Origin of the sequence: Stenotrophomonas sp. TWI1183 (genome assembly GCF_039673115.1) — a bacterium.
In the GTDB taxonomy this organism is placed as follows: domain Bacteria; phylum Pseudomonadota; class Gammaproteobacteria; order Xanthomonadales; family Xanthomonadaceae; genus Stenotrophomonas; species Stenotrophomonas maltophilia_AA.
The window spans coordinates 57,711-70,188 of sequence record NZ_JBDJKZ010000007.1 but is presented as its reverse complement, the minus strand read 5'-3'; the positions used below and the strand labels follow the sequence as shown (position 1 = coordinate 70,188).

The 12,478-nt window shown below is 68.3% G+C and carries 10 protein-coding genes; 6 read left to right on the top strand and 4 right to left on the bottom strand.

What is annotated here, in order from left to right; genetic code table 11:
* Positions 1-79: 79 nt before the first annotated feature.
* The gene (locus tag ABE434_RS08745) at positions 80-1,477 is read right to left on the bottom strand and encodes a glutamine synthetase family protein (protein WP_176989561.1); all 1,398 of its coding nucleotides are present in this window, start codon (positions 1,475-1,477) and stop codon (positions 80-82) included.
* Positions 1,474-2,232, bottom strand: a complete 759-nt coding sequence (locus ABE434_RS08740) for a gamma-glutamyl-gamma-aminobutyrate hydrolase family protein (RefSeq protein WP_346478561.1) — start codon at positions 2,230-2,232, stop codon at positions 1,474-1,476. The genes ABE434_RS08745 and ABE434_RS08740 overlap by 4 nt, the downstream gene beginning before the upstream one ends.
* 196 nt (positions 2,233-2,428) lie before the next feature.
* On the opposite strand from ABE434_RS08740, the gene ABE434_RS08735 reads away from it, so the two are divergent.
* From ABE434_RS08735 to ABE434_RS08720, 4 genes are all read left to right on the top strand, one after another.
* Positions 2,429-3,715: an FAD-binding oxidoreductase gene (locus ABE434_RS08735; protein WP_346478560.1), complete on the top strand. Its 1,287-nt coding sequence runs from the start codon at positions 2,429-2,431 to the stop codon at positions 3,713-3,715.
* Between the two features lie 113 nt (positions 3,716-3,828).
* Positions 3,829-5,409, top strand: coding sequence for an MASE1 domain-containing protein (locus ABE434_RS08730; RefSeq protein WP_346478559.1), 1,581 nt, complete (start codon positions 3,829-3,831; stop codon positions 5,407-5,409).
* Positions 5,410-5,490: 81 nt separating this feature from the next.
* Entirely contained in the window at positions 5,491-6,837 is a 1,347-nt protein-coding gene (locus ABE434_RS08725) for a diguanylate cyclase (protein ID WP_346478558.1), read from the top strand.
* A 70-nt stretch (positions 6,838-6,907) separates the two neighbouring features.
* Complete coding sequence (locus ABE434_RS08720; RefSeq protein WP_346478557.1) at positions 6,908-7,369, top strand: bacteriohemerythrin; 462 nt, start codon at positions 6,908-6,910, stop codon at positions 7,367-7,369.
* On the opposite strand, the gene ABE434_RS08715 is transcribed toward ABE434_RS08720, so the two are convergent.
* Positions 7,370-8,647, bottom strand: a complete 1,278-nt coding sequence (locus ABE434_RS08715; RefSeq protein ID WP_346478556.1) for an MFS transporter — start codon at positions 8,645-8,647, stop codon at positions 7,370-7,372. It abuts the gene before it with no gap.
* Between the two features lie 173 nt (positions 8,648-8,820).
* Between ABE434_RS08715 and ABE434_RS08710 the strand changes: the two genes are divergently transcribed.
* Positions 8,821-9,450: a hypothetical protein gene (locus tag ABE434_RS08710; RefSeq protein ID WP_346478555.1), complete on the top strand. Its 630-nt coding sequence runs from the start codon at positions 8,821-8,823 to the stop codon at positions 9,448-9,450.
* A gap of 6 nt (positions 9,451-9,456) precedes the next feature.
* Here the strand turns inward: ABE434_RS08710 and ABE434_RS08705 are convergent, their stop codons facing one another.
* Positions 9,457-10,959 carry an aldehyde dehydrogenase gene (locus tag ABE434_RS08705; RefSeq protein WP_346478554.1) on the bottom strand — a complete coding sequence of 501 codons (1,503 nt, stop codon included), beginning with the start codon at positions 10,957-10,959 and terminating at the stop codon, positions 9,457-9,459.
* Between the two features lie 114 nt (positions 10,960-11,073).
* Here ABE434_RS08705 and ABE434_RS08700 point away from each other — a divergent pair, with 114 nt between their 5' ends.
* Positions 11,074-12,426 (top strand): aspartate aminotransferase family protein, encoded by a 1,353-nt coding sequence (locus ABE434_RS08700; RefSeq protein WP_346478553.1) that lies wholly within the window; start codon positions 11,074-11,076, stop codon positions 12,424-12,426.
* Positions 12,427-12,478: the final 52 nt, after the last annotated feature.

The window sequence follows — 12,478 nt, the reverse complement described above, 5'->3', positions numbered from 1 at the left end:
ACGGGTGCCAGCCTACCGGGCATGTCCCCATTTTCCCAGCACACGGCCCTCACGGCCATGCCGGATGGGGCGCCTCGGGTCAGACGTTGAGCAGCAGGAACTCGCGCTCCCAGGAGCTGATCACCCGGAAAAACGTCTCGTATTCCTTGCGCTTGACCGACACATAGGCGCGGCAGAAGCGCTCGCCGAGCATCTCGCGCAGCTCCGGGCAGCCTTCCAGCCCGTCCAGCGCCTCACCCAGCGAGCGCGGCAGGTCGTAGCCGAGCTCCTTGGCGCTGCCGCTGATCGGCGCGGTCGGCGAGCCCTGCTCGCGGATGCCGAGCAGCCCGGCGGCCAGGGTCGCGGCGATCGCGAGGTAGGGGTTGGCGTCCGAACCGGCGAACCGGCTTTCCACCCGCATGTTTTCCGGCGTGTCCAGCGGCACCCGCAGCCCGCAGGTGCGGTTGTCGAAGCCCCAGTGCACGTTGCTGGGCGAGACTTCGCCGAACATCAGCCGGCGGTAGGAGTTGACGTTCGGCGCGAAGAACGCCATCGCGGCCGGCACGTATTTCTGCAGGCCGGCCAGGTAGTGGCCGAACAGCGGGCTGAAATCCTCACCGCCATGCTCGCCGGTGAACACATTGCTGCCATCGCTGATCTTCAGCAGGCTCTGGTGGATGTGCATCGCACTGCCTGGCTCGTTCTCCATCGGCTTGGCCAGGAACGTGGCATAGATGCCGTGGCGCATCGCCGATTCGCGCATGGTGCGCTTGAACAGGAACACCTGGTCGGCCAGGTCCATCGCGTTGGCGTGGGTGAAGTTGACCTCCAACTGCGCCGCGCCGGATTCGTGGATCAGCGTGTCCACGTCCAGCTTCATCGCATCGCAGTAGTCGTACATCAGATCGAGGATCGGATCGAACTCGTTGACCGCATCGATGGAGTAGGACTGGCGCGCCGTCTCCGGTCGCCCGGAGCGGCCGGCCGGCGGCAGCAGCGGGAAGTCCGGATCGGTGTTCTTCTGGACCAGGAAGAACTCGAGCTCCGGTGCCACCACCGGGCGCAGGCCCAGTTCGGCATAGGCATTGAGGACGCGACGCAGCACGTTGCGCGGGGCCAGCTCATGCGGCTCGCCGGTCTTGGTGAAACAGTCATGGATGACCTGCGCGGTCGGATCGGTCGCCCACGGCACCATGCGGACGGTGTCGGCATCGGGGCGCAGGATCATGTCCGAATCCGAGGGGGAAGTCAGCTCGTAATAGTCGTCCGGGAATTCGCCGGTGACCGTCGTGGCGAAGATGCCTTCCGGCAGGCGCGTGCCGTAATCGTGCGAGAACTTGTCGGCCGGAATGATCTTGCCGCGGGCATTGCCGGTGATGTCCGGCACCAGGCACTCCACCTCGGTGATCCGCCGGTCCTTGAGCCAGCGCAGCAGCGTGCTCTCCTGCGGAACAGGCTTGGGGGCGGCGGCTTTGCGCGAACGCGTTCGGGTGGTCATGACCGGTCTGCTGTAAGGGAGTTGCGGCGACAAGCATCGCCGAAGGCATGGAAAATACTGTGATAGAACGGATTGTCGGCCACCCGCCACTCCGGATGCCACTGCACCCCGAGCACGAAACGATGCGTGGTGCTGCGCGCGGCCTCGATCAGGCCGTCCTCGGCGACGGCCTCGATCTGCAGCCCCTCGGCCAAGCGATCGACGCCCTGCCCGTGCACGGAATTGACCCGCGCCGACGATGCCCCGGCCCAACCGGCCAGCCAACCGCCGTCGGACAGTCGGATGTCATGTGCAGGACCATACTGCACCTCGACGGGCGCGTCCGGATCTTCACGATGATCGCTCATCCCCGGTATCTCGTGCACACGCGGATGCAGGCTGCCGCCCAAGGCCACGTTCAACTCCTGGAAACCGCGGCAGATCGCCAGCACCGGCAGGTCGCGCGCCAGCGCTTCGTGCAGGAGCGACAGCGCATTCGCATCGCGTGCCGGATCGTGGCGATTGCCCGGCCAGCTCGGCGGACCGGCATACAGATGCGGCTCGATGTTGCTCACCGCGCCGGTCAGAAGCACGCCCTGCAGGCGATCCAGCCAATGCGCGGCCGGCAACGGCGGCTGCAGGCTGGGCAGCAGCACCGGCGTGACGCCGGCCGCCTCGACCAGCGCGCGGAGGTACTTCTCACCCGCCGCCGCGAAGCAGTGATGGCCCAGCATCGTGCTGTCGGTGGGCAGGCCGACCCAGGGGGGCGAGACCATGCGTCATGCTCGGATGACCTGCGGCCACGTTACCCCTGCGCGCAGACCCCGCGCAACACGCGGCCCCGCCGGCGAAGCGCGACCCATCACATGCCGGCGGCAAAGGCTGCGACAGACTGCGTGCTGTTCCGCGCGTCGGTTGCTGGCATCCTCTGTCCATGATTGTCGTCCTCACCTTTTTCCGCCGGTGCCCGGCGTGACCGCCGCCGGCGAAGCGCACGCGCCAAGCTGGTACGCCGACAGCGTGCCTGGCACGCCACTGCGTGCGCCGCTGGCCGGCGACCTGAACGCCGATGTCTGCGTGCTCGGCGCCGGCTACACCGGACTCTCCGCCGCCCTGACCCTGGCCGAGCGCGGCTATCGCGTCGTGCTGCTGGAGGCCCATCGTGTCGGCTGGGGCGCCTCCGGCCGCAACGGCGGCCAGGCGATCGTCGGCTACGGCTGCGAAGTGGATACGCTGGAGCATCTGGTCGGCGCCGAGGACGCGCGGGCGCTGTTCGCGTTTTCACGCGACGGCATGCGCCTGCTGCGCGACCGCATCGCCCGCCACCAGATCGACTGCGACTGGCGTGACGGCCATGCCAGCGTGCCGATCAAACCCCGCCAGGAGCGCATGCTGCGTGCCGGGCTGATCGATCTGGCCCAGCGCTACGACTATCCCCTGGAGTGGTGGGACCGCGCGCAGTTGCGCGGACAGCTGGACAGCCCGCGCTACCGCGGGGCCATGTTCGATCCCCACAGCGGCCACCTGCATCCGCTGGCCTATGCGCAAGGCCTGGCGCGCGCGGCCGAGGGGGCCGGGGCGGTGATCCACGAACAGTCGCCGGTCCTGCAGCTGATCCGAGGGCCACGGCCGCAACTGCGCACCGCGCACGGCACGGTAACAGCCGACCATGTGGTGATCGCCGGCAACGCGTGGCTGGAAGGCATCGCGCCGGAGCTCGAATCACGGATCATGCCGGTGGGCACCTATATCGGCGCCAGTACGGTGCTCGGGCAGGCACGGGCGCAGTCGCTGATCCGCAACGACATGGCCGTGGCCGATGTCAGCTGGGCGCTGGACTATTTCCGGCTGAGCCGCGACCACCGCCTGCTGTTCGGCGGCCAGGCCAGCTATTCCGCCCTGCCCCCACCCGGCCTGCGCGGGGTCATGACCCGGCGCATGCGCGCGGTGTTCCCGCAGCTGGCCGATGTGGAACTGGAGTACGTCTGGGGTGGCTATGTCGACATCACCCGCAACCGCGCCCCGCACTGGGGCCGGCTGACCCCGAATGTCTATTTCGCGCAGGGCTTCTCGGGCCACGGCGTGGCGGCAGCCGGGCTCGCCGGCCAGGTCCTGGCCGAGGCCATCGCCGGGCAGGCCGAGCGCCTGGATGTGTTCGAACGCATCCCGCACCGGCCCTTCCCCGGCGGGCGCATGCTGCGGACGCCGCTGCTGGTCGCGGCGATGTCCTGGTACAAGCTGCGGGATGCGTTGTGGTGATCCCCACGTAGACACGATTGCGCCATGCCCGTTCTGCCGATACCGTCCGATCTGAACGGACGCTCGTGTCATGTCGTACCTGCCGGGGGTGTTCCGGCCGGGATGGGGAGGGGATGGTGGGACTGCAGTGGTCGAAAGAAGGTCTTCAGCTGAGTCTGCGCATACAGCCCGCGGGGCTGGTGATTGCCGTGGTGTATGCCGTCGCCTGCTGGGGTGCGCGGAAATTCTCCCTCGACCAGTTCTACCTGCCGGCCGGCGTCCGTGTCGCCGCGCTGATGGTCTGCCCACCGAGGCTGTGGCCCTACCTCCTGCTGGGCGAGTACGCCTACTTCGGGCAGATGCGGATTCCCATGATCGGCAGGTACGGCCTGGCGTGGGTGGTCCTGGGGTCGGTACTGCTCATGCCCGCCGTCGCGATGATAGTGCACCTGCATCGCAGGATGATGGCGGGCACGAGCGTCATCTGGCTGCTGTCCGTCGGCGCGTCCGCCGCCATTGTCGTCACCGCGATCAATCTCACCGGGTCGCATCTGCTGTGGCCGGTACCGCCCGCGATCCCTGTCACGAGCAGCGCAGCCCGGATGATCCTGGGTGACTTCATCGCCATCCTGACGCTTGCGTTGCCTGCACTGCTCTGGACACGGCGCCGGAGCGAACCGGAATGGTCGCGGCGCTTCGTGGTACCCACCCTGGCCGCCATCGCGCTGACCCTGTTGCTGGGCATCTCCTCCATCGTGACGCCGCCGGAGACTGGCGGTGCCAAGGCCAGTGTATTGCTGTTGATGGCCCTGCCTGCGATCGCGCTGACCTGTATGCACGGTTGGCGCGGCGCCGCCATCGGCGTTCCGCTGCTCAACCTGATCATCCACATCACGACGCCCAGCACCGGCCTTCCCGAATCCTTCGATGCGCAGACCTTCGCCACCCAGCAGAGCATGGCCGTGGTCAGCATTGCGCTTCTCGCGCTGGGCTCCAGCATCAGCCATTACCGCCAGCAATACCGTACCCGCGAGCAGGCCGAGAAAGCGGCCCTCGCGCTCGCCAGAACCTCGCAGATCTCCAGTGAGATCATCCTCAGGGAGCGTGCGCTCCACCTGCAGAGCATCGGCGAGGGAATGGATGTGTCGCTCAGCCAGGTGGTGACCTGGCTCCAGGCGCACGGACACCACGACACGGCCGCTGCGCTGCTGCACACCTCCGCACGCCATTCACGGCAGTTCCGCGAGCAGGCCAGCATGCTGTATCCCACCGCGCTGGAGCAGCTCGGCCTCTATCTGGCCCTGCAGACAGGCGGCCTCCGCGAGAGCTGGGAACGATCGGACCGCATGGCCCAGCCACGCCTGGCGGGCGACCCATGTCGATTGAGCGTGGACGTGCAGCTGGCCGCCTATCGCACGTTGAGCGACGCGGTGGCCCTGCTGCTTGGGCACGAGACCGGGCAGCTCCGGGTGCATGTGCGCTGCGGCCGGGTCCGGCAGCAGCGCGGGATCGTGATCGTGGTGGCCCTGCTCGACAGCGACCGCCACCTTTCGCAGACGACGGCGGCACTGGCGCGCGAGCGGCTGGCGGCTCGCGCACTGCCCTACGGCGGCGCAGTACGTTGCCGCCACAATCGCGTCAGCATCCTGCTGACCGAGACCGCCCTGCCTGCCTCCCGATGGAGCGATGCGCTGCTGCGCACGGGCGCCGCGTAGGGGCCGCTGCGCGTCGACCTAAAGTTGCGTGTGAAACCGCCGCTATCTGTCCCGACCCACTCGGAACCGAGCGTACGCCTCATGCCGGCACTGTTGCAGGGCGCTGACCTCAGCGACCCCGGTGATGCCCTGCCCCAGCGGATCCTGCTGGTGGAAAACTCGCGCACGTTCACCAGCATGCTGCGCGAGGCGATCGAGCAGCGGCTGGAGCTGCCGGTCTCGGTCGCGACCAGCCTGGCCGAAGCCGGGCGGCTGCTCGATGAAGAAGAGGGCTGGTTCCTGGTCCTGACCGGGCTGGTCCTGGCCGATGGCGACCGCGATACCGTGGTCGATTACTTCCTGTCGCGCGGGCTGCCCACGGTGGTGGTCAGCGGCGTCTACGACGAAGACCTGCGCAAGCGCGTGCTGCAGCAGCAGATCATCGATTACGTACTCAAGAACACGCCCGGCAGCATCGACTACCTGGTGTGGCTGGTGCAGCGGCTGGAGCGCAACCGGCGCATCGCCGCCCTGGTGGTGGACGACTCGATGTCGGCGCGGATGTACGCCGCCTCGCTGCTGCGCATGTACGGGCACGACGTCTACGAGGCCGCCGACGGTGCCGAGGGGCTCAAGGCGATCGAGGCCCATCCGGCGATCCGGCTGGCCGTGGTCGACCAGGAAATGCCCGGCATGGAGGGCGTGGAGTTCACCCGCCGCCTGCGCACGATGCGCTCCCGCGACAAACTGGCGGTGATCGGCATTTCCGGCAACACCGATCCATCGCTGATCCCGCGTTTCCTCAAGAACGGCGCCAACGACTTCCTGCGCAAGCCCTTCTCGCGCGAAGAGTTCTTCTGCCGCGTCTCGCAGAACGTGGATCAGCTTGAGCTGATCGGCACCCTGCAGGACCTGGCCACCCGTGATTTCCTGACCGGCCTGCCCAACCGCCGGTGTTTCCTGGAGCAGAGCCAGCGCCAGCTGCCGCAGCTGCACCTGGACGGTGAACAGGTCGCGGTGGCGATGATCGACATCGACCACTTCAAGCACATCAACGATACGCATGGGCATGAGGCCGGTGACGATGCGCTGCGCGCGGTCGCGGCGGCGGTCGCCCAGCACGCCCGCCAGGACGACCTGGTCGCACGCTTCGGTGGCGAGGAGTTCTGCCTGCTGGTGCCGGGCCTGGACCAGGAGGCAGCGCTGGTCTACTTCGACGAACTGCGCCAGACGATCGCCGCGCTGGAGGTCGATCTGGGCCATACCACCCTGCGCATGACGGTCAGCATCGGACTGTGCTGCCTGCGCCCGCAACGCGATTCGCTGCACCGGCTGATCTCCGAGGCCGACCGGCAGCTGTACCTGGCCAAGGCGGCGGGCCGCAACCGGGTCCACTGCGCCACCGTGGCCACCGGCCCACGCCAGCGCGAGCCCGCCCTGGCGCCTTGATCGAGATCAACGCGGCCCCGGCCGCGACTGCCTAGAGTCGCCCCCAGTTGAACAGCGCGGGGAACGCACCATGGCACTTCTGGTCTGGCAGGACGATCTGAACATCGGCATCGATGTCATCGATCACCAGCACATGCGCATCGTGGAGATGCTCAACCACCTGCACGTCGCCCAGAAGAGCCTGGAGCGGCTGGCCGTGGCCGAAGTGATCGACGAGCTGGTGGACTACACGATGTCCCACTTCGCCTTTGAAGAAGAGCTGATGGAGGAAGCCGGCTACCCGTTCTGCGCGGCGCACAAGCGCGTGCATGAGATCTTCGGCAAGCGCGTGGGCGAGTACCGGCTGCGCTTCCAGGCGGGCGAAGACGTCACCGAAGAGCTGCGCACGATGCTGTCGCGCTGGCTGTTCAACCACATCCGTGGCGATGACAAGGCCTACGCGCCGCAGGTCAAGCAGCACCTCAACCAGTTCGCGCGCGACCACCAGCAGGGCAGCTGGCTGGGACGCACGCTCAAGCGCTTCTTCCGCTGATCAGCGCCCGCGCCGGCCCATCGCCAGCAGCGCCACGATGGTGATCAGCGCGGTCACGCACAGGTAGTAGCCCACCGCCACCAGGCCGTAGCGTTCGGCCAGCCAGGTGGCCACGTACGGCGCCGGTGCGGCACCGAGGATGCCGGCGAGGTTGAACGAGAGCGAGGCGCCGGTATAGCGCACCTGGACCGGATAGATCTCGGCCAGGAAGGTGCCGCAGGGCCCATACGTCAGCCCCATCAGGAACAGGCCCAGCGCCAGGAAGCCCAGCACCAGCCATGGGCTGTCCGCCTGGAACAGTGGCGCGAACACCACGCCGAAGGCGAGGATCAGGCCACTGGCGACGATCATGGTGCGGCGCGTGCCCCAGCGGTCGCCGTACAGCGCGGAAATCGGAATGCCCGCCGCGAAGAACAGGATGCCGACCATCTGCAGCAGCAGGAACTGCTCACGCGAATACCCCAGCACGGTGGTGCCGTGGCCCAGCGTGAACACCGTCATCAGGTAGAACAGCACGAAGGTGGCGAATGCCCCGAGGGTGCCCAGCACCAGGGTCAGCGGATGCTCGCGCAGCACCGTCAACATCGGCAGCTTGACCCGTTCGTTGCGGTCCAGCGCGGCCTGGAACTGCGGGGTCTCGTGGATGTTCAGGCGTACCCACAGGCCGATGCCGACCAGCAGCGAGCTGGCCAGGAATGGCACGCGCCACCCCCATTGCAGGAAGTCGGCCTCGCTCATCGCGCGCCCGAGCAGCAGGAAGATGCCGGCCGAGAGCAGGAAGCCCAGCGGCGCGCCCAGCTGCGGGAACATGCCATACCACGCCCGTTTGCCGGGCGGTGCGTTCTCGGTGGCCAGCAGCACCGCGCCGCCCCACTCCCCGCCCAGCCCCAGGCCCTGACCGAACCGGCACAGCGCCAGCAGCGCCGGCGCCACCAGGCCGATGCTGGCATGCGTGGGCAGCAGGCCGATCGCCACGGTCGAGATGCCCATCGTGAGCAGCGCCGCGACCAGGGTGGCCTTGCGCCCGATGCGGTCGCCATAGTGGCCGAACACCGCCGAGCCGACCGGCCGCGCGATGAACGCGACGGCGAAGGTCGCCAGCGACTGCAGCATCGCTGCCCCGTCGCTGCTCTCCGGGAAGAACAGGTGCGGAAACACCAGCACCGCCGCCGTGGCGTAGATGTAGAAATCGAAAAACTCGATAGTGGTGCCGATCAGGCTCGCCAGCAGGATGCGGCGGGGGGAGTTCACGACAGGGGCGACAGCAGGTGTGGACATCGGGTACGCAGGAATAGGCAGCTGCCGGATTCTGCCACGCCCACCCCGGGCCTGCCGCGATGGTTGCAGACGAGACTGTCAGGCTGTGACCGGGTCGGCGACCTGCGCATCGGGCAGGAACTTCCCCTGCACCGCCCGGTCTCACGGCGGTCACCCCACCAGGACGGTCCCGGATGTCTGCCTCAAGGAAGAGTGCCACCGCCTCGCGCTGGACACAGCCGACCGCCATCGCCGTCGTGATCGTGGTGCACGGACTGATGCTGGGCGTGCTGCTGCGTTCACCGGCCCCCAGTGCCGTCGCTGATGAAGCGCGCCTCGCGCTGTACTGGTTGCCGAAGCCATTGCCTGCACCGGTTCCCCCGCCCTCGACCGCCCCCCTGCCCTCCCCGGTGCAGGCCGCGGCATCGCGGCGCCTGCCTGCGCCCGTCGCGACCACGCCGACCCCCGCATCGCACGCCGCCGTGGATCCACTGGCCCTGCCCGTGCAGCTGGACCTGAGCGTGCCGTCGTCGCTGACCGGCAGCGGCATCGACGCCGCGTCACTGGTGCCGCGCGTGCTGGGCGACCGGGAGGTCCACCCGGCGTTCCAGCCCCGGCGCGAGCGCTTCCGCATGAAGGCGGGAATGACGCCGGAGCAGATCGTACAGGGCATCTTCCAGCTGATCGGCGCCTGGCCCCCAGGCTACATGGTGGACCAGTGCAGACTCACCCGGCAGCAGATCGATTACCTGCGCAACGCCGTGGACGAGATGGATCGCGATCTGCTGCGCGAGTCGCTGATCCGCCACAGCCAGGCCTGCTGAGGTGCCTCATCCGCCCAGATGGATCCAGGTCGCCTTGAGCTCGGTGTATTTGTCGAAGGCGTGCAGGGATTTGTCGCGTCCGATGCCGGACTGCTTGTAGCCACCGAACGGCGCGGTCATGTCGCCGCCGTCCCATTGGTTGACCCAGACACTGCCCGCACGCAGCCCGCGGGCCACGCGGTGCGCACGCCCCAGGTCGCGCGTCCACACACCGGCGGCCAGGCCATAGATCGAGTCGTTCGCCAGGCGCAACGCGTCCTCTTCGTGATCGAAGGTCAGCACCGACAGCACCGGCCCGAAGATTTCCTCGCGGGCGATGGTGTGCTGCGGATCGACGTCATCGAATACCGTCGGCTCCACATAGCTGCCGCCCGGCACCACCTCGCGCCGTTTGCCGCCCAACAGCAGGCGCGCGCCCTCGGCCTCGCCGCGTGCCACGTAGTCCAGCACGCGGCCCGCGTGCGCCTCATCGACCAGGGCGCCCATCGCGGCGTCCGGCTCGAACGGATGCTGCGGCTGCATGTGCCGGCCCTGTGCGAGCACCCGCGCCACGAAGGCATCCTTGATCGAGCGCTGGACCAGCAGGCGCGAGCCTGCCGTGCACACCTCGCCCTGGTTGTAGAAGATGGCGGTGGCGGCGGCCTGCGCGGCCTTGTCCAGATCCGGCGCGTCGGCGAACACCAGGTTGGGGCTCTTGCCACCGCACTCCAGCCAGGTGCGCTTGAGATTCGATTTACCCGCGCACTGCAGCAACCGGCGACCGACGGCGGTGGAGCCGGTGAAGGCCAGCGCATCCACGTCCATGTGCAGCGCCAGCGGTTCGCCGGTGCGCTCGCCATGGCCCGGCAGCACATTGAACACGCCATCGGGCACCCCGGCTTCGGCGACCAGCGCAGCGAGGCGGATCGCGCTCAATGGCGACCGTTCGGACGGTTTGAGCACGATCGAGTTACCCGCCGCCAGGGCGGGCGCAATCTTCCACGCAGCCATCAGCAGCGGGAAATTCCACGGCACGATCACCGCGACCACGCCGACCGGCTCGCGGGTGATCAGGCCCAGTGTGTCCAGCGCGGTAGGGGCGACCTCGCCGTACACCTTGTCGACCGCCTCGGCCGTCCAGCGCAGGCAGCGCAGCACCCCGGCCAGGTCCCCTTGGCGCGCGTCGCGCACCGGCTTGCCCATGTCCAGGGTTTCCAGCAAGGCGAGTTCGTCGGCGTGCCGTTCAACGAGATCGGCCAGCCGCAGCAGCACCTGCTTGCGGTGCGACGGTGCGGCCCGCGACCAGTCCCCTGCGTCGAAACTGCGCCGCGTCGCCGCGACCGCACGGTCGACATCCACGGTATCGGCGTCGGCCACCTGCACCAGCACGCGGCCGTCGATCGGGCTGATGCAGTCGTAGCGCGCGCCGCTGGCGGCATCGACATACCGCCCATCGATGAAGGCCTGGCCCTGGAAGGCCAGTGCATCGGCCTGGCGCTGCCAGTCGTCACGGGTGCGTGCGGTGGTCATGGGCGTCATCCTCGCGGTGTCATTCGGGTAAGGCGGTTATACCCGCCGCCGTCACGGGATGACGTGAGGCGGGTGCGATAAAGTCGTGACCATCGCGCCCCTGCGGAGTGCCTCATGCCTCGTCCCGAATCGTCGTTGTCGACCCTGGCCAGCCAAGCGCCTGCGGACCTGGACGCGTACTGGATGCCGTTCACCGCCAACCGCCAGTTCAAGGCCTCCCCGCGCCTGCTGGTCCGCGCCGAGGGCATGTACTACCACGACGTCGACGACCGCGCGATCCTGGATGGCGCGGCGGGACTGTGGTGCTGCAACGCGGGGCATGCGCGACCGCGGATCGTGCAGGCGATCCAGCAGCAGGCCGCCACGCTGGATTTCGCGCCGCCCTTCCAGATGGGCTCGCCGCTGCCCTTCGTGCTGGCCCAGCGCTTGGCCGCGCTGGCGCCGGGCAGCTTGAACCATGCCTTCTTCACCAATTCCGGTTCCGAAGCAGTCGACACCGCGATGAAGATCGCGCTGGCCTACCATCGCCTGCGCGGCGAGGGCCACCGCACCCGCTTCATCGGCCGCGAGAAGGCGTATCACGGCGTCGGCTTCGGCGGCCTGTCGATCGGCGGCCTGCCCAACAACCGCAAGAGCTTCGGGCCGTTGCTGGCGGGCAGCGATTTCCTGCGTCACACGCTCGACCTGCAGCGCAATGCCTTCAGTGCCGGCCTGCCGCGCCACGGCGCCGAGCTTGCCGAGGATCTGGAGCGGCTGATCGCTCTGCACGATGCGTCCACCATCGCGGCGGTGTTCGTCGAGCCGATCGCCGGCTCAGCCGGCGTGATCCTGCCGGCGCCGGGCTACCTGCAGCGCCTGCGCGAGATCTGCGACCAGCACGGCATCCTGCTGGTGTTCGATGAGGTCATCACCGGCTTCGGCCGGGTCGGCAATGCCTTCGCCGCGCAGCGCTTCGGGGTTACCCCGGATCTGCTGACCCTGGCCAAGGGCCTGACCAACGGCGCAGTGCCGATGGGGGCGGTGCTGGCCAGCGATGCGATCCACGGTGCCTTCATGCAGGGTCCGCCGGCCGCGATCGAGTTCTTCCATGGCTATACGTATTCCGGTCATCCGCTGGCCTGTGCGGCCGCCCTGGCTGCCCTGGATACCTACGCCGACGAGCATCTGTTCGAGCGTGCCCTCGAGCTGGGCGACTACTGGCAGGAACGGCTGCACAGCCTGCGCGGGCTGCCGCATGTGATCGACATCCGCAACTTCGGGCTGATCGGCGCGGTCGAGCTGATGCCCCGCAAGGATGCCCCGGGCGCCCGCGGCTACGAGGTGTTCGAGCGCTGCTTCCGCGACGGCCAGCTGCTGGTGCGCTGCACCGGCGATGTGATCGCACTGTCGCCGCCGCTGATCCTGGAGCGCAGCCACATCGACCGGATCGTGGACGTGCTGGGCGAGATGATCCGCGCCACTGGCTGAGCCTGAATCCATCGGCGACGACGGCGGCCGCCGCGATCCTTACAATGGTCGG

What these genes read in the sequence shown, in the direction of transcription:
- ABE434_RS08745 (WP_176989561.1), bottom strand. Translation starts at nt 1,477, where the DNA reads ATGACCACCCGAACGCGTTCGCGCAAAGCCGCCGCCCCCAAGCCTGTT.
- ABE434_RS08740 (WP_346478561.1), bottom strand. Translation starts at nt 2,232, where the DNA reads ATGGTCTCGCCCCCCTGGGTCGGCCTGCCCACCGACAGCACGATGCTG.
- ABE434_RS08730 (WP_346478559.1), top strand. Translation starts at nt 3,829, where the DNA reads ATGGTGGGACTGCAGTGGTCGAAAGAAGGTCTTCAGCTGAGTCTGCGC.
- ABE434_RS08725 (WP_346478558.1), top strand. Translation starts at nt 5,491, where the DNA reads ATGCCGGCACTGTTGCAGGGCGCTGACCTCAGCGACCCCGGTGATGCC.
- ABE434_RS08720 (WP_346478557.1), top strand. Translation starts at nt 6,908, where the DNA reads ATGGCACTTCTGGTCTGGCAGGACGATCTGAACATCGGCATCGATGTC.
- ABE434_RS08715 (WP_346478556.1), bottom strand. Translation starts at nt 8,647, where the DNA reads ATGTCCACACCTGCTGTCGCCCCTGTCGTGAACTCCCCCCGCCGCATC.
- ABE434_RS08710 (WP_346478555.1), top strand. Translation starts at nt 8,821, where the DNA reads ATGTCTGCCTCAAGGAAGAGTGCCACCGCCTCGCGCTGGACACAGCCG.
- ABE434_RS08705 (WP_346478554.1), bottom strand. Translation starts at nt 10,959, where the DNA reads ATGACCACCGCACGCACCCGTGACGACTGGCAGCGCCAGGCCGATGCA.
- ABE434_RS08700 (WP_346478553.1), top strand. Translation starts at nt 11,074, where the DNA reads ATGCCTCGTCCCGAATCGTCGTTGTCGACCCTGGCCAGCCAAGCGCCT.